The sequence below is a fragment of the uncultured Eudoraea sp. genome, from assembly GCF_947258525.1.
GTDB lineage: Bacteria > Bacteroidota > Bacteroidia > Flavobacteriales > Flavobacteriaceae > Eudoraea.
Genome location: NZ_CAMYIP010000216.1, coordinates 2,979 through 26,753 on the forward strand (window position 1 = coordinate 2,979; position 23,775 = coordinate 26,753).

A 23,775-nucleotide genomic window follows, 5' to 3' on the forward strand; every position below is an offset into this window, starting at 1 on the left:
TTTGATAGTTATATTTATAATAATCCGGGTGCTCCTCCCGGAATCAGCAATTCCAATGAAAATGGTTTTACTGATCCTTATAAATGGCATTTTGCATTGGTAGCGTCCTGGTCTTCTCACTTAGATCCTGACGATCCCACCTTAATGGATATTTCTCCGGGTGCTCTGGGTAATGTAGATATGGCCCTGTACCCTGAAACATTTGAGGAATATCAGACCTTTTATAATTTTATGGAAGGAGGTGATATAGGCACGGGGCATAATTTAAATCCCGCTACACAGGCACCTTATGAACCACAACTGGTTAAAAGAGCCGATTATGCCCGTGTACTTGCCGAATTTTGGGCAGATGGCCCGGATTCAGAAACCCCTCCCGGTCATTGGTTTACGATATTGAATTATGTAAGTGATCATCCGGAAACAGTAAAACAATTTGGTGGTGAAGGTTCCGTAGTAACCGATTTAGAGTGGGATGTAAAGTCTTATTTAGCTCTTGGTGGCGCAATGCATGATGCTGCTGTAAACGCATGGGGAATAAAAGGTTATTACGATTATATCCGGCCAATTTCAGCGATTCGCTATATGGCCTCTAACGGTCAAAGTACCAATGCCTTACTGCCGGGTTATCATCCACAGGGTTTACCCCTTATTCCGGGGAGAATTGAATTGATTGAAAGTGGCGATCCCCTGTCGGGAATTGGAGACGAGAACGTGGGAAAAATTAAAATATTTGCCTGGAAAGGGCCCGATTTTATTAATAATGCATCCACAGATATCGCTGGAGTTGACTGGATCCTTGGAACGCAATGGTGGCCTTATCAGCGCCCTACATTTGTAACACCACCTTTCGCAGGTTATCTTTCCGGCCATTCTACTTTTTCGCGTGCGGCAGCAGAAGTACTTACCCTGCTTACAGGTGATTCCTATTTTCCTGGAGGAATGGGAATATTTGATATTGAACAGAATAATTTTTTAGTTTTTGAAAGCGGACCCAGTGAGAACCTAACCTTGCAATGGGCTACGTACAGGGATGCTTCAGACCAGACCAGTTTATCGCGCATTTGGGGTGGTATTCATCCACCTATAGATGATATTCCGGGACGCATAATTGGCGATAAAATTGGTAAGGAAGCATTTGGTTTAGCTCAAGAATATTTTGAGGGCCTGGTTAACTTAAAACCAGATAATTTTCTAGTCAAAACAATAGGCGAAACTTGCCTGGATCTGAATGACGGGGCCATTTCTATTGATGCCCAGGAGTATTATGATTATGTTGCCATTATTAATGGCCAGGAATATTCTTTTAACCGGGAGATTGAAATTGAAAATCTTGCACCCGGGATGTATACCATGTGTTTAAGGGTAGAAAATGAGCCGGCATTTGAACAGTGCTATGACTTAAATATCCCGGAAATACAGCCCTTAGATGTTACCGCAAAGACAGAATTTCAGGGATTATCCTCTAAAACCTATTTCGAAATTGATAAAGGTACCCCGCCCTTTGTACTTACCGTAAATAATGAGCTAAAAGGGACTTTTGATAGTAATCAGTTTAGTTACCCCTTGAATAATGGCGATCTCGTTAGTTTAAAATCCAGTCTGCCATGTGAAGGCGAATTTTTGGAAATAATATCTTTTGCGGATAAAATAATAGCATATCCCAATCCTACATCCAGCTTACTGAATCTGCCCGGGACTTCAGATAAAAGTATTATTGCAGTTCATTCTATTTCGGGACAATTGGTGAAACAATTTGAGGGTAAAAAACCTCTGGATCTATCTTCCTTGAGCAACGGGGTTTATTTTATTAAAATCAGGGATGGAGAATCTACTTCCCGGTTTAAAGTAGTCGTCTCTAATTAATCAAAATTGAATAAACATTTCTTCTTGTGGCTGACATTATTTTGTTTTCTCGCAGAAAATAATGACATACACCTTATAGATTTCTACATGATCGAGACTGATTTGGGTTGGCGGTTGGTCCGGGCCTTTGACCTGCTCAATGTCTCCATTCTGTAACCTTAGGATATTTAGAAACTGGTATTGATTTTAGAAGGGAAAAGTCCCAAGCTAGTAAGACTTCTAGCGCCTGTAAAACGACGACCAATAAAAAATCAGAGAGAACTTGCCTTCTGATTTATCAGAGCTTCACGAATTATTAATGGCAAAATGATAAACGTTGTGTAGCCTAATTCTTTTAGGAGGATATCCTGGATATAAAGATGCAATAAGTATATCACCGGCCAATAAAAATTTCTGTAATTTTCTGCTTAGTTTTGTAAAACTGTAATGAATCCCGAAAGCACACACTTTTTTAGATATCTGCAAGCCCTGATGAATTCTCCTTTTTTCAAGGAGGCTGATACTGATTCGGTGCAAAGGCTATTAAAATCAATGATTTCAGAGCATTGGAGTGCAAAAAGTTTTAAAAGCAGTCTGGAGGTTTCGTCCACCTTTCACTTTATTGTTTCCGGCAGGCTTAAGGTATTTAAATCCAATCCTGGTTCAGGAAGAGAGCATACCGTTTTCGTTCTTTCTGAGGGAGATGTTTTTGATGTATTGTCTTTACTTGATACTAAACCCCATGATGTATATTGGGAAGCTCTAGACACAATGGAAGTTTTAAAAATATCCATGGAACAAATGCGCGGCTGGATAAATGAATATCCGGTAATGCATAAGGCTATTTTATATTATTTGGGAGATCGAATGCGGCAACTTATGGACGTTGCCACTGATGTTTCGCTTCATAGTACACTTGTAAGACTTTCGGGGTTACTTCTTAAAAACATAAATGGAGAAACACGTAAACTGGAATTGATCAACAATCTTCCCAACGAAGAGATTGCAGGACTTATTGGTACTACTCGAGCAGTTGTAAGCCGGCATATCCAAGAATTAAAACGTTGTGGAGCTATTTCTGTAAGTCGTAAACAAATCAACGTTAAGAATTTGGAACTTTTGCTTTCAATTGCCGAAGAAAAATATATTCCTTGATTATTTTTTTGAAAGACCGCAATCGCATGTCTATCTATCTTATCAATTTCCACGTATCGTAAATTTAACCTAAGTGCTACCTAGGTAGCTGTATAAGCATATTTAAAGGGATAACTTTATATTTTCAACTGAAATTAGCATTTGTATCTGTTAGAATGTATGCCATATTTAAAATATTCTTAGATGCAATTAAATATCACTCCATAGAAATTCTATTAGACGCTGCTGTTGGTGATTTGGAAAAAGGAAAAGAATTGAAAATACGTGCTAACTTAATGACGCTGCTAACTTGAATAGTAAATTTAAATATCTGCTGACCTCATTGCAAAACAGGGTTGTCAAAAACAAGCGGGAACTACCAGGTACCGCCGTATGCATAGCATTTAAATCAAAATATCCCAAAGCTGCTTTTGTCCATTGGAAACAGATAGAGGTGTTTAAATGGCATGTAAATTTTAACTCAGAAGGAAAGGAATTCACTAGCTTATATGATAGTGAAGGCAATTGGCTGGAAACCATAACTCTGGTACCGTTAGAATTTATTCCTAAAAAAGTACAACAAAGCTTAAAAGGAAAATTCAGCAGGGAGGGGCTTCAGCAAATTTACCAAGTACAGACCCCTCAGCATGTAATTTTCGAAATGCAGTGGGGCAATGGTATTTACACCTTAAAACTGATATATGACATTGCAGGAAAACTATTGGGTAAGTTAATATTGTAAACCTGGAACTGTTGCCTAAAAGTATTTGTATAACCTATAATTAAAAAAGTGGAGGGAGTACCGATGTTCATAAATATGATTACTAAATTTAAAAAGAAAAATAGTTATTAAAACATATTTTTTAAGCCTATCTTATAAAAAACGAAAATAATTACAATGATAAAAGAATTGACTAAATCAGAAGAGCTTCTCAGCAGGAGAAAAAATGTGGTAGCCAATGGTGTAGGGGTATTCAACACGGCTACCGTTAAAGACGCAAAAGGAGCTATCATTATTGATGTTGATGGGCGCGAGCTCATTGATTTTGCAGGTGGTATAGGCGTCGTAAATGCGGGTCATTGCCCGGAACCTGTGGTTGAAGCCATCCGCGAGCAAGCAGGGAAGTATTTGCACACTAGTTTTAATGTGGTTACCTACGAGCCATATATACAATTATGCGAAGAATTGGTGGAAATTCTACCTCATGGGGAAAAAACCAAAGCCATGTTAGTGAGTACTGGAGCAGAAGCTGTAGAGAATGCCATCAAAATCGCCCGCCAGGCTACTAAAAAACCTGCAATCCTTTGCTACACCGGAGCTTATCATGGCCGTACAATGATGGCAATGACACTAACAAGCAAAGTAAGTTATAAATATGATTGTGGTCCTTTTGCGCCTGAAGTATACAGACTTCCGTTCCCAAATTTTTATCGTTATCACGGAAAGAGGGACCTGGATAAATTTGTAGATGATGAACTCAAACGGCTACATGAAAGCGCACTTAACCTTGTGGATGTAGATAACCTTGCGGCGGTAATTATTGAACCCATACAAGGTGAAGGCGGGTTTAATCCGGTACCACAAAAATACCTGGAAGGACTAAGAGCTTTTTGTGACGAACATGGCATTATGTTGATCATGGACGAGGTTCAAAGCGGATTCTGTCGCACGGGCCATTGGGCCAGTTGGCAGCATTATGGGGTGCAGCCAGACATAAGTACGTATGCTAAATCAATGGGGTCCGGGCTTCCCATTGCAGCTGTTGTTGGAAAAGCCGAAATAATGGATGCCGCAGCTTCAGGCTCTATAGGAGGTACTTATATTGGCAGTCCCATTTGCTGTGTCGCAGCTTCTGCGACCATTAAATATATGAAAGCCATCAATTTGAATGAACAGGCCAATAAAATTGGAGAGATCATTGCGAATCGAATGAAAAAACTAATGAATGATTGTCCTGAAATAGGTGATGTAAGAGGTATCGGTGCCATGATTGGGATTGAGTTTGTGAAAAACGGGGACCCAAGACAACCCAATTCAGAAGTTTGTGGTGAAATTGTTAAAGGTTGCGCTGAAAATGGGTTAATTATGCTAAGTGCAGGTACCTATAAAAATGTTCTCCGCATATTGTCGCCCCTTGTCATTACTGACGATCAATTACATAAAGGATTAACTATTTTGGAAAACGAAATTAAAAAAGCAACACGTAAATAAATATGAGACCATTTGCAATTGCAGGAGTACAAATGAAAGTATCGGCAGTCGCTTCCAATGTGGAAATGATGAAGTTGAAAATTGATATTACCATGAACCTTTACCCATGGATCGAAATGGTACTATTCAGTGAATTATGTGCCTACGGCCCACTCACCCACACAGCTCAGGAAATACCTTGTTCGTTTGAAACGGAAATGCAGGCCATGGCCAAAAAATATGGTATTTGGCTGCTTCCCGGTTCGATATTCGAAAAGAGTAATGGAAAAATTTACAATACCGCTACTGTTATAAATCCTAAAGGAGAAATAGTGACGCGTTATCGTAAAATGTTTCCTTTTTATCCTTACGAAGTAGGTGTGACCCCCGGAACGGAATTTTGTGTGTTTGATGTACCGGATGTAGGAAGATTTGGTGTGTCTATATGTTATGATATGTGGTTCCCGGAAACTATTAGGACTTTGGCCTCATTAGGTGCAGAAGTTATACTTCACCCTACTATGTCGGGCACTATTGATCGGGATATTGAGCTTTCCATTGTGAGGGCCATGGCTTCTGTGAATCAATGCTACTTTTTTGATGTTAATGGATTAGATACAGGCGGCACCGGAAGATCAATAGTTTGTGGGCCAGACGGACTCGTAATACACCAGTCAGAAGGCACTGAGGAAATAATTCCGCTTGAATTAAATATAGCAAGGGTGAAAAGAAGCCGTGAATTGGGAATATTGCGTTTGGGTCAGCCATTGAAAAGTTTCAGAGACCATTTAGGACAATTCAAAATCTACCAGCCAGATGCCCCGCATCCGTATCTTGATTCTCTTGGGCCACTTATAAAACCTAACCGACTGGACAAATTAACAGAACTAATTATCAAGGAAGACAATCTTGAGCATCCCAGGTCATCTGTACATTACAAAGGAGATAATTCAAACTAAATCAAAAAAAATGGGCGGCGCACCTTTAAGAAGTAAAAAGAAGAATAAGACAGTGATTAGAGATTATGTGAGTTGGTTTGAAATACCAGCAATTGACTTTCAGCAAGCGGTCAATTTTTATAATCACATTTACGGAATTGAGATGGAGCAAAATATAACGGATGTGAATGCCATGGCCTTTTTTCCTGTAACCACCGGGATTGGTGGTGCGGTAATCGCGGGGCCAGGTTCTGTGCCTAGTGATACAGGGCCTTTGATATATTTAAATGGGGGTAAAGACCTGAGTAACGTTCTGGATAAAGTGGAGGAGGCAGGAGGGCGAATCGTGATGCCTAAAACTCTTATCAATGAAGAAGCTGGCTACTTTGCCATTTTTATTGATTCCCAGGGAAATAAGCTTGCACTACATTCTAAAAATTAAGCTGTGATTAAAATTAAAACAAAAAGTGCACCTTATTATAATATCGGTCAATTAAGGGTAGATTATTGGAACAAACTAAAAATTGAAACAGCCGAATTGGCGCGATGCCACAAAGGATCGGCAAATGAAAAAAGGCACAAAAAAGCAGCTAAAGAGTTAATAAAAGATCTAAAAGGGGTTGAATGCTTTTTTGCCTCTCCTGGTAAAGGGCGTATACGAAAACTTGAAAATACCCTTACAAGGCATGAACATACTTCTTTATCAAATTTAGTAGCGGAAACAACAAAACAATTGGTTGGTGACAGCTTCAAAAGCAATCCCGACTTTCTGGATTACGATGAGCAGAGTATAGAATCCGTTGAGGAACATGAGCAATACAATAGCGTTCGAAAGAACCATTTCGAGGTAATGTTCATAGACGATATTTCCGAACAGGAAGAGACCAATCTGCAGCATAGCTTAAGAACCCTGCGCACGTCTGATGACAAATTCACATATGGTGTGATTGTAGAGCGATCATTTCAGGATGCAATGATTGCGTTGCTTTTTAATTACAATATACAGGCAGTTGTTGTCCGGTACGCGCCGCCTTACCATTCAAAAGGAATTGCGCCACTAATAAAACCTTATATCCAACAGGTGACTAAACTGGATTTCTCTTCTCAGTCAGAGACGGACTTAGGACCTATAATTGGCATATTAATTAAACAATTCAGGCCTGAATTAGATGCCTATTATGTTACAGATACTTCTTTAGGACACCTAAAGGATAGCACCATAAAAAGTTTCAGGCGTATATTTTATCAAACAGAAGATATACAGGAACTGCACCTTACCATTATGCGCGGAATTTCCGAGCGATATAACACGCCTTTCTTCTCAGCCTTAGTAGACTATAGCCGTAAGCCTACCGGTGTCTTCCATGCCATGCCCATATCTCGTGGTAATTCGGTTTTTAAATCGAGATGGATCAATGATTTTGGAGATTTCTATGGCAGAAATATGTTTTTGGCAGAAACATCTGCGACTACTGGGGGATTAGATTCACTCTTACAGCCCACAGGGCCCATCAAAAAAGCACAGGAATTGGCCCGGGACGCTTATGGCTCACAATATACATACTTTGTGACCAACGGGACTTCTACTGCAAATAAGATTGTGATGCAAGCCCTTGTGAAACCTGGGGATGTTGTTCTTATCGATAGGGATTGCCATAAATCACACCATTATGGATTGGTTTTGGCAGGAGCTTATCCGGTTTATCTGGATTCCTATCCGATTGACAAATATTCCATGTATGGGGCAGTTCCGCTGGAACAAATTAAAAGTAAATTGTTACAATTGAAAGACGCTGGAAGGCTGGATAAAGTCAAGATGTTATTACTCACCAATTGCACCTTTGACGGCCTCGTTTATAATGTAGAGCGTGTGATGGAAGAAGTTCTGGCCATAAAACCCGACATGATATTTTTGTGGGATGAGGCCTGGTTTGCCTTTGCAGGATTTGCAAATAATTATAAGCAACGTACTGGAATGTTCACGGCGAAAAAGCTGTACGAAAAATATAACAGCAGTACTTATAGAAGGCGTTATTCGGCTCATGTCAAAGGCTTAAATAATGGTGATGTTTCTTTATTGCCCAATCCAGATAAGGTACGCATACGGGTATACGCTACCCAGAGTACCCATAAAACATTGAGTAGCTTTCGACAAGGCTCCATGATACACATCTGGGACGAGGATTTTCGTCGCAAAAGCGAAAATACCTTTTTGGAAGCTTATATGACCCACACTTCCACTTCCCCCAATTACCAGATGTTGGCATCTTTAGATGTCGGTCGACGCCAGGTACAGCTCGAAGGGTTTGAGTTGGTTGAAAAAAGTATTGAAATGGCGATGGTCTTAAGGGCCAAAGTAAATGACAACCCACAATTGAGCAAATACTTTGACATTCTAACGGTACATGATTTTATCCCGAATAAATACCGCGAAACAGGGCTTAAAGAGTATTACACAAGGAACGAAGGTTGGAACCGAATGGATGAAGCATGGGAAGAAGATGAATTTGTATTGGATCCTACGAAGATAACTTTGTTTATTGGCAAAACCGGAGTTGATGGTGATACCTTCAAGAATAAGTACCTGATGGATAAATTTAATATCCAGATAAACAAGACATCAAGAAACACCGTGCTCTTTATGACCAATATAGGTACCACCCGTGGTAGTGTAACCTATTTAACAAATGCCTTACTAAAAATTGCAGATGAATTGGATGAGGAGTTCAAAGCATTGAATGATAAAGAAAGTGAAATTCGTCAAAAAAGAATACATTCATTAACTAAGGAAGTGCCTCCATTGCCGGATTTCAGTTATTTCCACCACTCATTTCAGGCAGTACCCGGCGTGCCCGGAGGTAACCTGCGTGCTGCTTACTTTCTGGCTTACAATGAAGAAAATTACGAATATGTGCCTTTAAATGAGTGTTTGATCGCCATGGAAAAAGGCAAAACGCTTGTTGCTTCAACTTTTGTAATTCCATATCCCCCAGGATTTCCCGTGCTTGTTCCCGGCCAGGTAGTTAGCGCGGAAATAATCAATTTCCTTACTGTTCTGGATGTTAGCGAAATTCATGGTTACCGTTCCGATCTTGGCTTAAGGGTCTTCAAAGAAAGCGTTTTAGATAGGCATAAAACCACTACATCCATAGGAGCTATGGCAATGGGAGTAAGAAAAAATAAATAATCTTAAAAAATATTCAAAAAATGAACGCGAAAAAAGCAACTCTTGCAAAGAAAAAAGTGACACCAGTAAAGAAAAAAACCTCAGCTGAAATACTCAATGGTGTTCCCGACATCAGACGTTTCTTTTATAAAAACGAGGTGCCTATATATTTTATTAGTGCCACTAATTTTAATATGTTGGGGGCCGATGAATGGATCAAAGGCTTCAAATTTATCTGTCATATCGAATGTTTTGACGGTCTGCATCCAAACGTTTTTTCACCGAAGGAAGAAATTCCCCATGATGAGTTTACATGTATTGAAGATATTAATAACTATTTGCTTCAGCATCCAGAGGTTCAGGACTATTTAAAGACAAGAAAGAAAGGCAAGAATACTGGTAAAGCTATGTTTCTAATGTTTGATGAAAAGACCGAGAAACTCGCAAAAAAATTAGGATTGCAGGTTATGTTTCCTACCGCAAAGATGCGGACCTTCATGGATAATAAAGTAAATACAAACCGTATTGCCGAAAAAGCGGGTGTACCCTGTGTTCCTTACGTACTTTCCCGCGTTACCGACTATGCACAAATGGGTAAGGTTTCCAAAGCACTTGGAACTGATCTTGTTATTCAAACACCTTTCGGGGATTCTGGTCATACAACTTTCTTTATTTCTAATGAAGAGGAATTCAAAAAGTACGAAGAGGAAATTGTAAAAGAAAAGGAAGTAAAAATAATGAAACGCATTAATTGTAAGGGATCAGCTATTGAAGCTTGCGTTACAAGACACGGTACAATAGTTGCGCCCTTGATGACCGAGTTGGTTGGTTTTAAAGAACTTACTCCATATAAGGGTGGCTGGTGCGGCAACGAGATTTATCCTAATGCTTTTACACCTGAACTTAGAAAAAAAGCGACAAAATATACCCAGCTTTTTGGCAATCAATTGCGTGAAGAAGGATACAAAGGATACTTTGAACTGGATTTTCTAATTGATCAGGACAATGGAGAAATTTATCTCGGCGAATTGAACCCCAGGGTTACAGGTGCAAGTTCCATTACAAATCATGCCGTTTTTGCCTTGGCTGATGCCCCCCTTTTCATATTTCATATTCTGGAATGGATGGATGTTGATTACAAGTTAAGTGTAAAAGCTATTAACGATCGATGGGCCAAACAGGAAAATATTGATGGATGGAGCCAATTAATTATCAAACATACCGACGACACTATAGAGTATGTATCAGAGGCGCCAAAATCCGGGATTTATAAAATGTTTGACAATGGTCATATTCAATTCGACCGTATGGATACCCACAGAAGGGCTGTAGAAACCGAAAACGAAGCCTTCTTTTTACATATATCCAAAAAGGGTGACTATTTGTACGAAGGTGCCGATATAGGCATATTGGTTTCCAGAGGCCGTATGATGACTGACGATTTTAAATTAAATAAAAGAGCCAAAGACTGGATAAAAGCCATACGTTCAAAGTATGTATCACAACTGGTGGAAGATAAACGAGAGAAAATTGTGCTAGCTGGCAGCCTCACAAAATAAATCTTCCAAACATTTCCAACATAAGCATGTAAATGCTTGCTAATCTTTTTATTTGGAATAGGTAAGTTCATAAAACAATGGAATTCAAGAGTATAAATCCCTACAATGATCAACAGGTAGGTTCGTATAAAGGACTCACAAAAGAGGAAACAACGGCAAAACTCAATAAAGCGCAAATCGCCTTTAAATCCTGGCGTAGCGTACCTCTTTCCGAGCGGAGAGGTCTCATTAAAAAGGCTGGTCAGGTATTACGTGATAATGTTGAAGAATACGCCAAAATGATTACGCTGGAAATGGGTAAACCCATCTCGGAATCTCGATCGGAGGTGAATAAATGTGCCTGGGTTTGTGATTACTATGCGGAGAATGCCGCTGTTTTCCTTGCCGATGAAACGATTCCTACGGATGCTAAACAGAGTTTTGTAAGACATGACCCTATTGGAAGTGTTCTCGCCATAATGCCATGGAATTTTCCATTTTGGCAAGTTTTCAGGTTTGCGGCACCAACATTGACGGCCGGAAACACCGGATTGTTAAAACACGCCCCTAATGTATTTGGCTGTGCCAAACAAATAGAGGAAGTTTTTATTAAAGCTGGTTTTCCACCAAATGTATTTCAAAACCTTATAGTTCATCACGATCAAACGGAACATATTATTGCGCACGAAGGGGTAAAGGCCATAACGCTTACAGGAAGTGAAGGGGCAGGTTCGGCTGTAGCTGAAATCGCTGGTAGGCATATCAAGAAATCTGTTTTGGAACTTGGCGGAAACAATGCCTTCATTGTTTGGGAAGACGCAGATATTGATAAAACAGTAAAAACAGCAATCACGGCACGGATGCTCAATTGCGGACAAAGCTGTATTGCTGCAAAACGTTTCATTTTAGTAGAAGGCATCTATGATGAATTCGTTTCCAAATTTACTAAGGCCATTCGCGACCTAAAATCCGGCGACCCCATGGATGAAACTACCCAAGTTGGACCTTTGGCCCGAAAGGACCTGGCAGATCAGCTTAATCGTCAGGTTAAAGACTCTTTAGAGCAAGGAGCTGAGTTGTTGCTGGGAGGCGATCAGCGTTATTGCTATCATGAGCCTACTATTTTGGGTAATGTGAAGCCAGGTATGGCTGCCTTTGACGAAGAAACCTTTGGGCCTCTTGCCGCGATGATTAAGGCTAAAGATAAAGATCATGCCTTTGATCTTTCAGAGAAATCAAGATATGGACTTGGAGTAACCGTATGTACGTCAAATACAGAAAATGCGGTTAGGCATGCGGACAGGCTTAGTGATGGGGCTTATTTCATTAACGAATTGGTAAAGTCGGATCCAAGGTTGCCTTTCGGAGGAAGCAAATATTCCGGATATGGGCGAGAACTGGCTAAAGATGGTATGATGGAGTTTATAAATCGAAAAACCATATATATTAAAGATTGATGTGTTCAATATTCAAGGTAATAAATCAATGGAAATCTTAAACAATATTTTAGAATTTGAAATTTTCACTTTAGGGGATTATACCTTAAAAGTCTCAAAATTGATAACTGTTTTGTTGATTATAGTAATTACCAAAATAGTATTGTGGCTAATTAAGAAAGCTGTATTTCGCGGGTATAAATTTAGTAGTCTCGATACAGGGAGTATCTATGCCTTGTACCAAATTATAATGTATGTAGTTTGGGTAATAGCCATAGGATTTATTTTGGAAACTATAGGTATTAAAGTCACATTGTTATTAGCCGGATCTGCCGCTTTACTGGTTGGTATTGGATTGGGATTGCAGCAAACATTTAATGATGTGATATCTGGCATCATACTACTTTCCGAAAGATCAATTAAAATAGATGATGTACTGGAAATAGACGGTGATGTTGTGAAAATTCAAAGTATTGGCTTGCGTACCTCCAAGGCACTAAACAGAGATGATATTTCCATAATAATTCCAAATTCATTGATTACCACCAGTAAAGTAATTAATTGGAGTCACCAGTCGAATAACACCCGGTTCAGAATTGATGTTGGTGTTGCCTACGGAAGTGATGTTGATCTGGTTATAAGGATCTTAGAAGAAAGTGCTTTTGAGCATCCTGATATTTTTAACATGGAATCGGTTGAAGGCCGCCTAGTGAATTTTGGCAATTCATCCATGGATTTTCAACTGTTGTTTTTTAGTAAAAATAGTTTTAGAATAGGAAAAGTAAAAAGTGATATCCGGAGAATAATTAATAAGAAATTTGCTGAAAATCACATTACCATACCGTTCCCGCAAATGGATTTGCATGTTAAATCTGGTGCTGTTAAAGTTAATAAAAGTAAATAATTAAGTACTTTCAATAAATTCCATATAAGGCTATTTTCCTGAACTACAGTATTAGAATATTTTAAGTTCAGTTGCTTTATTTAAGTGAAGATTATGGCGAGATTTATAAAAAAAAAGAAGCATGAAATTGGGCTGGCTCCGGATGAACTATTATTCCGGGGCGAAAAGAAATCGGAGGAAGTAACTATTAGGGTCATTGACTTTGATGCTAAAGAATTTGAGGAAAATGCTCTTAATGAATTAGCCGAAATACAGAAATACCAGGATAAAAAGACAGTAACCTGGCTAAACATTGACGGTCTTCACAATCCCATTCTGATGAGGGAAATCGCTCAAGTTTTTGAATTAGATGATTTGGTTTTGGCCAATGTAATGAATACAAATTCACGTCCCACAGTGCATGAATTTGATAATTGTATTTTCATTTCCATTAAAATGTTACAACTGGATGAAAAAACAGGATTGATTTCAGTCGAAAACCTAAGCTTGATTTTAACCAAATCGGTTTTGATTTCCTTTCAGGAAAAAAGAGGCGATGTGTTCGAACCCATAAGGGATCGCATCCGCAAAAAGAAAAAAAGAATTCGAAATGGCTGGACTGATTATCTGGCTTTCGCATTGCTGGACATTGTTATCGATAACTATATCTATATTATCAGCGTGCTTGGTGAGAAAATAGAACTTCTAGAGGAAAATCTGGGCGGCGATCAGCCCAACAAATCGGTCATTAAAAAGATTAACATGTTTAAAAGAGAATTGAATTTTTTACGGAGAAATATCAGACCTGCTAAAGAAATGATTCTGGCCCTTTCAAAAATGGATTCTGAATTAATATTTGAAAGCACTTTTATTCATTATAAGGAGTTACTAGATAATATTAATCAGGCTACAGATTCATCTGATAGTTATCGGGAAATTTTAACAGATCAATTAAACCTTTATCATACTACCATCAGTAGTAAGCTAAATGATATCATGAAATTCTTGACGATCTTTTCCGTCATCTTTATTCCTTTAACTTTTATTGCAGGTATTTACGGCACCAATTTTGAAGTGCTGCCCGAGCTGCAATATGCTTACAGCTACTTTATTATGCTAGGCGTAATGCTTGTATTGGCAATAGCTATGTTGGTTTATTTTAAAAAAAGAAAATGGTTTTAAAATGATGCAAAGAGAATTATGAAAACAGTCTTAAAAGTAGAACGCCTGAGCTTTAAAACTATCCGCGAATTACCAAATTCCTGGTCGGAAGAAGATTACAAGAATTTATTGGAACTAATGGATTATAGCGATACCTCCCAATTAGCAGCGAATGAGATTAAAGAATTGAGTTTAATGTCATTGACCGATAACGAACCCGAAGATGCCGCTAAAATTGTGTTGGAATACACTTTTGGGAATAGACTGTCCAAAGGCCAAATACACAACCTTTCGAATGAAATGCTTAATGAAAAATTGTGGGAGGAATATGCAGACCTCTCTCTGCATGAAGAGTTATTTAATGTTAATCAATTGCTATATGAGGCATTTAACGGTAAGTTTCCTCATCCGGAAGCTATTAAATTTGTGGTAAAAATTACAGCTAAAGACAAGAACGCGTTTACGGTTTTTAATGGTTCTACTGAAGCAGCTTTGATTCGTTTATTGGTTGCCGGAATGCCGGAGAACACATTGATTTATAGATTGTTCGAAGAACAAGTCGACGGGGAAGAATTCAAGGAAGCCATAGACATTATTTGGCAATTTAAATTGGAACACAGCAGTGATAATGAAATATTAATGGAAGTCATTTCATCAGACTATTGGTTTCATGATTTTAAATATGTCGAAGATTTTGTAGCGGACACCTATGCAGATGAAGTGTCCAATACTACTGGTTGATTACGAAAGTTAAAACAGATAAAGGGCTTAACTTTTTAATGAATTTTGAGGAAGAAGTATTTACAAAAAGGATAATATCAAATCCTTCTATTAATTCAATCGCCTTTTCGGAATTATCTTGCTAATATGCAGCCCAATCGGTGTGAACTCCGCATCAACGGGATATTCATTTATTTATTTAATCTTTTCTATTAATACCTGCTTCAATAGGTAGCATTTGAATCATCCTGGGTATATTAATTCGAAAAATTGGAGGTCTCCTTTTTTAATCACTCTATTGATTTAAATCTTTGGGATATGACTAATTTTTCCGTTAATGAAATCCAAAATGGACTGATTATCAGGGTAAGTGAAATCAAACTTATAGTAAAATTATAACTATAGTCTTCTATAATACCCAGGCTGTAAGCAGAAGAACCAAGCAGAAAACTCAATTCACCGATTTGTGCCAGGAGAGCACCTCCTAAAAAAGCTTCTTGCCAGGGAGAAGAGAACAATCGAAGTATTAATGAGTTTACTAAATGATTTGTAATATAAACTGAAACAAGAACAATTGATATTGCCCAGGCATTCTTAAAGATAAAGCTAAAATCCAATTGCAAACCTATGCTTATAAAAAACATGGCAACAAATAATATCCTAAATGAATTGAGCGTATCATATATCCAATGCGTTGCCTTTGAAGCATGCATAACCATCCCGCCGACAAATGCTCCAAGAGCTGCGGATAAACCAAAAATTGATGAAACCAATGCCCCGCCAAAGCAAAAGAATATGGCAAGAAAAACCTGCAACTCGTGATCTTTTTCAATGGTTTTGGAAAACGGAAGCCTGATCGTCTTTCTTTTGTAGATGTAAATAAGGGTGCCAATAATAATAGACCCTCCCACTAGCATAAACACAATGTTTTCTATAGACTCACCCTTTCCGCCAAGCAGGGATGTAACGATTAAAAGTGGGACGATCATAATATCTTGCATAAGAAGAATACTCAAGACATTTTTTCCGACCCGCGTCTTAACCAGGTTTTTATCTGCGAGTAATTTTATAATGACCGCAGAACTACTAAGGGCTATTACAAACCCCAAAATAATAGAACGTTCAATTTTCCAATCAAAAAAATATCCTACACCCAATATAATCAATACGCTTACCCCAACTTGCAAAAATGTACCTATGGCAGCTACTTTCCATTGTTTTATAAATTCGGGCAGGCTAATCTCCATGCCTATAAAGAATAGTAGCAAAATAATTCCTATTTCCCCCAAATGATTAATTGTAGTAGTATCCTCAATAAATCCTAAACCATCTTTGCCCAATAGCGCGCCAACAAGGATATAGCCAATTATATAGGGCTGTTTAATTTTTTTAAGTAATAATCCTACCACCATAATTAGTATGGCCAAAATTGATATAAATCCGATTGTAGGGTCAAAATTTGAAAAAAGCAACATTTGGTAGTTAGATCTATTTATTGTGCAAAATACTCGAAAAGTTTTACTTTACACCTGCCAACTTGGAATAGTGTATTGCAGGACTATAAGCTTAAAGCTAATCGGTTTCAAGCTTTAGGGAACTCCAAACTACCATAAGTTTTACTAATCTTGTGATCCATCCGAAAATAGAAATTGGTATGGCCAACTTGGGAAGATATTAGTGCATACATCACTACATTTTTTTGAATTTTCCGAAATTTTAGGATCAATGGTTTCCCAAATTTCAATAATTTCACATCATGAAATCAATAATAAAACAGGGTCCTGTAATAGGAGAAGCATACGATACTAACACTAAAATGGCTCATGCTTACTTCGGTAAGGTAAAAGAATGGGTTGCCGGGCAAGCTGAATCCATTGAAGAACTCGACATGAAAGCCCGCTCATATGGCAATGAAGCTTTGGCTTTCCGTACTATGCTAAAATATATTGAATCCGAGAATATAATCCTGAATCTTAATGAGCAGGTTACACTGACACTCATTAATCCGGTATATAAGGAAACGGGACGAATGCAGAAAAGAGAACAGCATCCGCATGGTGAGAACTCCTTGCGTACCAAGATTGCTTGTATTCAACATTTTGAGCGTATCAATCCCTTGTTCAAAGGGCGGGTATTTGTAGTGGATGATGGATGCCCGGATGCATCGGGAGTCATGGCTGAAAATATAGTGTCTGAATATCCGGGATCTCCCCATAAAGTGTTTTTCCTGGCTAAGGCGATTGATGAGAATGATATTGATCTTCCTGCAGGAATTACACATAAAAACGGCACTAATAGGAGTGTGAAAGGTGGTGCAGCATTGTTCGGCATGCAAAAAGCCTTGAAAACACCTGCTGAAGGAATTCATATAATAGTTGACAATGATGCAGATTTGTCCGTTCACCCTATGCAGTTGGGTTTATTGGTTCGGGATATTGTAGATGGAAAAACAAAAGCTGTTGCAGGATCGAGGCGCGAAGAAGATTCGGTTTCTTTAATTGGAGGAAGCAGAAACCTGCGGGGTAATTTGTTTATCCAAATTTGGCAGCATTTCCTGCCTCAGCTGGCACAGAGAATTACGGATACTAATAGGGCGTTTAAGGCTTTTGAAAGCAGTGCCTTGGAAAGAATCCTCCCATCTATTAAAATTTACACATTTCCTTATCAGATAGAATTGCTTCAGGCGTGTATATCTATGGATATTCCATTGATCAAAAAAGGAGTTGCTTATATAGATTCGGAGGCTGCATCCACACAAAGCGGTGCTAATATCACCGAAACCTATCTTAATCAAATCAATCAGATCATTGATATTGCTAAAAGGTATAATACCATCCCCATTTCTGACCCTCTGATGAAGTATCTCTCTTCTATCTCCGAAGATGAGTGGCGGGAGATTGAAACAAATCCCCCGGCAAGTATTCAGGAACTTTTAGAATAATTATTCAATTTTAGAGTGATCGCGACAGGATTACCTTTCGGTTTTCCCTTGCAACCTCATGTGAAAATAGAAAGGCCAACTGCTGGTGCAGTTGTTTTTTGATTTCAATACATTTACAAAACCCTGCGGCTTTTGACATTTCTTAAAATAAAAAAATCCATTACGCAAGTAATGGACTTTCTGCTTTAAGTGATCGCGACAGGATTGAATATCCTTTCTTCTCCGTAGTCTAAATGAAAAGTTACAAATCAAAGATTTGTTCTTTTTTATTCTCACTTCGATTCCTGAACGAGTTCAAATCTCACTCAAATAAAAAAAGCCCACGTATGTGGACTTTTCATTCTTAAGTGATCGCGACAGGATTCGAACCTGTGACCGTCTGCTTAGAAGGCAGATGCTCTATCCAGCTGAGCTACGCGACCTTTTAACTTGGTCTTTACAACTAGTTCACCGAAGCTTTAGCGAAGGTGAACGCTACCCTGCAAAATACGCTAATATTTTGCGGGGCAAATATACTAATGTATTGTTTACAATAAAACTTATTACTACCAATATTTTAAGAATACATAATGTCTGGAGCATCTGGTTGGCACTAAGCCTATGGCAAAAAGAATTATTGTACCCAAGGTATAGTTATTCCGCAGGTTTCCATATAAGCACAAGGAATAATTTTATATAATAGAAATGTGTAGATTTCAGGAATTTGTTTTAGAAATAAATTACATTTATAACTAGTTTTAATGCCTGATTTAATTTAAAAAATGCAAGATAAAATTATTAAGTACCGTTCCATAATTGTGATAGCAGCAACTGTTATTACCCTGCTTTCATTGCTTTTAATTCCCAGGCTTCAGGTAAATGCCAATGTAGATGATTATGTGCCTGATACCATTAAAAATAAGGTATACCTAAAAGAACTGGATAGTATTTTCGGCGGAAGTGAAATGATTTTGCTAATGCTGAATTCTGAAGATGTGGTGAATGCGGAAACTTTAAACAGACTGGAAGCTCTTGCCGAAGATTTAAGCAACCTGGAAGGTTTAGATAGAGTTATATCTCCTTTTAGTGCACAGGAAATTTCTATCGAGGATGGAATGATGTCTATGACACCGTTCTTTGAGGAAATCCCTGATAATCAGGCCGGTTTTGAGGCACTGAAGAAGAGAATTGCCTTAAACAGCATGACCAACAGATTTTTTTCCGAGGACTTTAGCCTTGTTTCTCTCGTACTGATAAAAAATACTAAGACTCCGGATATAATTATTGATGAAATAAAGGAGGTAATAGCCGCCAATCCGGGCAAGGAAGAAACGCTTTTGGGCGGCCTGCCCTTTATAAGGCATTCCATTTCCGGAAATATCATAAATGATTTGGTTGTGCTGCTTCCCATTGCCATGTTTCTCATGGTCTTTATGTTATACTTTTCATTTCGCGAATGGAAAGGGGTATTTATGCCCTTTCTAATTGTTCTTATGAGCATTATTCTCTCATTTGGATTGATGGCCTTTTTAGGATGGAAGATTTCGTTATTCAGTATTCTTATGCCCATAATGATTATTGCAATAGCCAATGATTATGGGATTCACTTAATCGCACATTACCAGGATTTGGCAAGGAGTGAGCAAAAACTTTCAATGAAAGAAATTTGCAAGAAAATTTATATCGATCTTAAAAAGCCCATAGTGATAACCGGCATCACTACCATTGGGGGTATACTGGGCCTTCTTAGCCATACAATGATGCCTGCTGCAGAATTAGGGGTGCTTACTGCAATTGGTATAGGGTTTGCCTTGCTGTTAAGTCTTTGGCTTTTACCTGCAATGCTCTCATATTTTAAACCAAAGCGCGGTGCCGCCATGGCTGAGAAAAAGAAAACTCCTGTTCTGGAACGGTCGCTCGAAAAGATGGGTAATTGGGTAACCGGGCATCCGAAAAAAATTATTGGGAGTGCATTTGTCGCAACTGCGATCGGTGTTCTCGGCGTATTTTTCCTAAAAGTAGATACCAATGTAGAAAGTTATTTTTCGGCCAATTCTGAGGTAGGGCGTTCCACAAAACTGATAAATGAAAAGTTTGGAGGCTCTCAGTTTATTTCTTTACTTTTTTCAGGAGATGTTCTTAGCCCGGAGGTTTTGAAAAGGATGGAATCGTACGAAAAAGAACTAGTAAAAGACCCTGCCGTAGGGCTCGTAAGTTCACCGGTTTCCCTGGTAAAAGAACTTAGTAAAGGATTTTATGAACCAACCGAAGAAGGCTATAATGAAATTCCCGAAACCTCAGATGAGATATACCAGTTAATTGAAATTTTTTCACTGGGGGGAAACGAAGACGATATTTCTCAATTCCTGGATTACAATTACGAAAACGCCAGGATCTTAATAAGTCTTAAAGACGGCAGCAACAGTGCGAATAAAAGATTGCTGAAGAACCTTAACACACTTACAAAAGATGATCCAAATGTTCAATATGCTGCCGGGGCCGGACTTACAGAAATTGAATTGGCAGATATAGTCGTTAAAGGCCAGATAAAATCATTGATTTTTGCCATGGCGGTTATTTTTATCATTTTGAGTTTTGTTTTTCGTTCTCCAAAGGCCGGATTGCTTTCGGGATTACCAATAACTATAGCAATATTGGTTCTATTTGGATTGATGGGAATATTTGGAATTGCTTTAGACATCGCCACTGCCCTGCTATCGTCCATTATGATTGGCGTAGGAGTGGATTATACTATTCACTTTTTATGGCGCTTTAAAACAGAGCGCACCAAAGGCAATGATCACAAAAATGCCGTACGCATTACACTGAACACTTCAGGCAGGGGAATTATCATCAATGCACTGTCGGTTATTATCGGCTTTATGCCACTAATTTTGTCCAACTTCACCCCTTTAAAGTATTTTGGGGCTTTGATTGTTATCTCCATTACAACCTGTCTTATTAGTTCATTGTTTTTGGTTCCCGCTATTGTAATTATTACGAAGCCAAGATTTCTTGAATAATTTAAAACCATACACGCATAATGGAACGGTCCTTGTATTATCTAAAGAGAATTTATTGGAATTAAAGACCTTTTTTCTCCATACCTGAAATACTACTTAAATACTACTTTCGGAGTATTGCACATTTACAGAGTTAAAAATATATTTACAAAACGTAGTAAATGTTTAAAAAAGAGCTTGAAGCAGAAAGAAGGTTAATCAACTTTTCGATATAATATTGGTAAGAGTACGGATTTTCCTTAAAAAATTTGGTAATATTGCTCTCTATGTTAAAGCTAAAATTTGTAGTCTTATTCGCAGCCTTTTCTTTGCCCGTAATGGGGCAGAACAATGCCGGGGATATTTTTGAAAAAGCGGCAGATCAGCTTTTGACTCAAAACCTGGAACTGTCCTTGGAGATCAAGGAGATTGCAAGTAATGGGAAGTTTAAAGAAAAGAAATACAATGTTCTTATAGGCAAATCTGAAGGGATAGAAAGGACCAAAACTGTAGTCCAGCATCCTCCTAAACTAAAAGGGATTACAATTGTTATTACCGATTACCCCGAAGAAACCGGATTAATTGAAATTTTTACACCTGCCAATGGTAAAATCCGAAAGATGAAGGCAACTTCTAAAAATATGGCGTTGGTTAACTCAGGGGTATCTATTTCTAATTATACGTCCAAAGATCCTTCTCAACTGCGTTTCGAATTAAAAGGGACTGAGGAGTTTGAAGGTAAATCCTGTCACAAATTACAGGTTATTGATATTTTGGACCTTGAGAATGGCAAAACGATGTACTTAATTGAAAAAAATACGTATCGAATTTTAAAAATTACAGCCTATAATAAGGACGGAACAGAAAAAAGTATTACGACCTATTCTGATTTTCAGGCAATTGGCAAGCTAAAAGGAAAAACTCAACCCATGTTTATGGTCAATAAGGAGGTTAAAAAAGCGAAGCACAATGAAATTAGGATTTTGAAAATTAACCCCAGGCCAGATTTAAAGGAAGAAAATTTTGCTATTGAACCAGTTGTCAACTAAATAGAAATAGACTTAAGTCATACAAAACAATCTATCATGTCCATAAAGCAATCTATTTTAAAGCCAGAAGAGATGGCAGCTCTTATAAAGATGAAATTAGGAGGTAAGAAAATCATGGGTCAACATAACAATGGCCATATAAAAAACAATAATAACCTTATCTTTTGCTATGATACCCTTGATAAGGTTTCAAGATCATTTGCTGCAGTTATAAGGCAGTTACCGGAAGAGATAAACGACGTTGTTTGTCTTTTTTATCTCATATTAAGAGGGCTGGATACTGTTGAAGATGATATGGATCTATCTAAGGACGATAAAACTCTCCTGCTTCGGGAGTTTTACACAAAAAACTTTGAACAAGGTTGGAATCTTACCAATGTAGGAGACAAAGAAGAATACCGCGATCTGCTAGCCAATTATGATAAGGTAATCGAAGTGTTTTTAATGCTTGATGAAAAATACCAAAGAATAATAACAGGGATCTGTAAAAAAATGGGAGAGGGGATGGCAGACTTTGTAGAATCCAAAATAAGGTCTATAGATGATTACAACCTTTATTGCCATTACGTTGCCGGTTTGGTGGGAATTGGATTGTCTGAGCTTTTTGCTGCCTCCGAAATAGAAAGCAAGGAATTGGAAACTAAAGAGGTGCTTGCAAATTCAATGGGCCTCTTTTTGCAGAAAACCAACATTGTCAGGGATTATAAAGAGGACCTGGACGAAAACAGAATCTTTTGGCCGGAAGAGGTTTGGACCTTATACGGACCCACCTTTGAAAGTTTTTCCTTAAACCCCGAAAAAACGGAATCTATTTCGTGCCTCAATCATATGGTAAACGACGCACTTTCTCATGCCACAGACTGCCTGGATTACCTGAAACTATTAAGAAACAAACGCGCATTCAGATTTTGTGCAATACCCCAGGTAATGGCCATTGCAACACTGGCGGAAGTTTATAATAATCAGAAGGTCTTTACAGAAAATGTAAAAATCAGGAAAGGATTGACAGCTAAACTATTTTTAAATTCCGGTTCCATTGAAGAAGTGGTTAAAATTTATAAAAAGATGGCAGCTTCAATTGCTGGAAAAATTCCAAACGGACTTCCAAATTCTCAAAATACTTTAGATTTAGTAGAGAAAATAAATAACTATTGTGATCTTGCTTTGGCTGAATCCTACAAATCGCATGAAATTGCCTAGGTATTTATAAATGATTTAGGCCTTTTTGATATTAGAAAAAGTTTTCACTGAATTTTATGGTTGACAAACTTGAAAAACTTACCACATTTAATAGGCTACATCCTTTAACAAACTAAATAAAAAAATTACTTTTGCCGCTTAACACTAAATTCCAGGAATAGTCTGGTAAAAAATAGAAATAAACGTACTCTTTATGAAAACATTTAAAATTTATGCCATTGCTCTATTCTTTTGTACATTCTTAACTTCTCCTTTACTGGGACAGGAAGTGGATAGTACAATAGAGCCAAGAGAAAGATTAAGTCTTGCAACCATGCAGGGAACGGTAACAGATATTGCTAAGGAAACCCGCGATGTTACCCTCAAAGGACCCGATGGTGAAATGGTTACCATTACGGCCGGCCCGGAAATTAAAAGGTTTGATGAAATTTCGGTTGGAGATATAATAACTTTTGACTTTTATACCTATTTAAAGGCAGAGTTTCGAGCACCGACTTCTGCAGAATTGGCAGAACCATTTGTTGTTTTAGAAGGGGAAGGTAAAGCTCCGGAAGGGGAAGCTCCGGCAGGCGCAGTTGGAGAAATGGTTAAAGCT

Annotated in this window: 18 protein-coding genes and 1 tRNA gene; 17 read left to right on the forward strand and 2 right to left on the reverse strand. The window is 38.1% G+C overall.

What is annotated here, in order from left to right:
- The 12 genes from Q0X89_RS16675 to Q0X89_RS16730 form a co-directional block, all read left to right on the forward strand.
- On the forward strand, positions 1-1,863 hold a 1,863-nt coding region (locus tag Q0X89_RS16675), incomplete at its 5' end, for a T9SS type A sorting domain-containing protein (protein WP_297696281.1).
- Positions 1,864-2,289: 426 nt separating this feature from the next.
- Entirely contained in the window at positions 2,290-2,997 is a 708-nt protein-coding gene (locus Q0X89_RS16680) for a Crp/Fnr family transcriptional regulator (RefSeq protein ID WP_297696283.1), read from the forward strand.
- 289 nt (positions 2,998-3,286) lie between these two features.
- The gene (locus Q0X89_RS16685) at positions 3,287-3,718 is read left to right on the forward strand and encodes a PepSY-like domain-containing protein (protein WP_297696286.1); all 432 of its coding nucleotides are present in this window, start codon (positions 3,287-3,289) and stop codon (positions 3,716-3,718) included.
- 156 nt (positions 3,719-3,874) lie between these two features.
- A complete protein-coding gene (locus Q0X89_RS16690; RefSeq protein ID WP_297696288.1) occupies positions 3,875-5,188 on the forward strand; it encodes an aspartate aminotransferase family protein in 1,314 nt (437 codons plus the stop codon).
- A 2-nt stretch (positions 5,189-5,190) separates the two neighbouring features.
- Positions 5,191-6,126 (forward strand): carbon-nitrogen hydrolase family protein, encoded by a 936-nt coding sequence (locus tag Q0X89_RS16695; RefSeq protein WP_297696290.1) that lies wholly within the window; start codon positions 5,191-5,193, stop codon positions 6,124-6,126.
- A 10-nt stretch (positions 6,127-6,136) separates the two neighbouring features.
- Positions 6,137-6,547 carry a VOC family protein gene (locus tag Q0X89_RS16700; RefSeq protein WP_297696292.1) on the forward strand — a complete coding sequence of 137 codons (411 nt, stop codon included), beginning with the start codon at positions 6,137-6,139 and terminating at the stop codon, positions 6,545-6,547.
- A gap of 3 nt (positions 6,548-6,550) precedes the next feature.
- Complete coding sequence (locus Q0X89_RS16705) at positions 6,551-9,292, forward strand: aminotransferase class I/II-fold pyridoxal phosphate-dependent enzyme (RefSeq protein ID WP_297696294.1); 2,742 nt, start codon at positions 6,551-6,553, stop codon at positions 9,290-9,292.
- A gap of 20 nt (positions 9,293-9,312) precedes the next feature.
- The gene (locus tag Q0X89_RS16710) at positions 9,313-10,830 is read left to right on the forward strand and encodes a biotin carboxylase (protein ID WP_297696296.1); all 1,518 of its coding nucleotides are present in this window, start codon (positions 9,313-9,315) and stop codon (positions 10,828-10,830) included.
- Between the two features lie 77 nt (positions 10,831-10,907).
- On the forward strand, positions 10,908-12,266 hold the full coding sequence (locus tag Q0X89_RS16715; protein WP_297696298.1) for an NAD-dependent succinate-semialdehyde dehydrogenase: 1,359 nt from the start codon (positions 10,908-10,910) through the stop codon (positions 12,264-12,266).
- Between the two features lie 28 nt (positions 12,267-12,294).
- Complete coding sequence (locus Q0X89_RS16720) at positions 12,295-13,149, forward strand: mechanosensitive ion channel domain-containing protein (protein ID WP_297696300.1); 855 nt, start codon at positions 12,295-12,297, stop codon at positions 13,147-13,149.
- 93 nt (positions 13,150-13,242) lie between these two features.
- Positions 13,243-14,310 carry a magnesium/cobalt transporter CorA gene (gene corA / locus Q0X89_RS16725; protein ID WP_297696302.1) on the forward strand — a complete coding sequence of 356 codons (1,068 nt, stop codon included), beginning with the start codon at positions 13,243-13,245 and terminating at the stop codon, positions 14,308-14,310.
- Positions 14,311-14,328: 18 nt separating this feature from the next.
- Positions 14,329-15,030: a hypothetical protein gene (locus Q0X89_RS16730; protein WP_297696304.1), complete on the forward strand. Its 702-nt coding sequence runs from the start codon at positions 14,329-14,331 to the stop codon at positions 15,028-15,030.
- 269 nt (positions 15,031-15,299) lie between these two features.
- Here the strand turns inward: Q0X89_RS16730 and Q0X89_RS16735 are convergent, their stop codons facing one another.
- The gene (locus tag Q0X89_RS16735) at positions 15,300-16,484 is read right to left on the reverse strand and encodes a cation:proton antiporter (protein WP_297696306.1); all 1,185 of its coding nucleotides are present in this window, start codon (positions 16,482-16,484) and stop codon (positions 15,300-15,302) included.
- Between the two features lie 281 nt (positions 16,485-16,765).
- Here Q0X89_RS16735 and Q0X89_RS16740 point away from each other — a divergent pair, with 281 nt between their 5' ends.
- Positions 16,766-17,950 (forward strand): hypothetical protein, encoded by a 1,185-nt coding sequence (locus Q0X89_RS16740; RefSeq protein WP_297696308.1) that lies wholly within the window; start codon positions 16,766-16,768, stop codon positions 17,948-17,950.
- 348 nt (positions 17,951-18,298) lie between these two features.
- Here Q0X89_RS16740 and Q0X89_RS16745 read toward each other — a convergent pair.
- Positions 18,299-18,372, reverse strand: a tRNA-Arg gene (locus Q0X89_RS16745).
- Positions 18,373-18,711: 339 nt separating this feature from the next.
- Here Q0X89_RS16745 and Q0X89_RS16750 point away from each other — a divergent pair.
- The 4 genes from Q0X89_RS16750 to Q0X89_RS16765 all read left to right on the forward strand — a co-directional run.
- The gene (locus Q0X89_RS16750; protein ID WP_297696310.1) at positions 18,712-20,952 is read left to right on the forward strand and encodes an MMPL family transporter; all 2,241 of its coding nucleotides are present in this window, start codon (positions 18,712-18,714) and stop codon (positions 20,950-20,952) included.
- 266 nt (positions 20,953-21,218) lie between these two features.
- Positions 21,219-21,980 (forward strand): outer membrane lipoprotein-sorting protein, encoded by a 762-nt coding sequence (locus Q0X89_RS16755; RefSeq protein WP_297696312.1) that lies wholly within the window; start codon positions 21,219-21,221, stop codon positions 21,978-21,980.
- A 36-nt stretch (positions 21,981-22,016) separates the two neighbouring features.
- Positions 22,017-23,180, forward strand: coding sequence for a squalene synthase (locus Q0X89_RS16760; RefSeq protein ID WP_297696313.1), 1,164 nt, complete (start codon positions 22,017-22,019; stop codon positions 23,178-23,180).
- A 193-nt stretch (positions 23,181-23,373) separates the two neighbouring features.
- On the forward strand, positions 23,374-23,775 hold a 402-nt coding region (locus Q0X89_RS16765; protein ID WP_297696315.1), incomplete at its 3' end, for a hypothetical protein.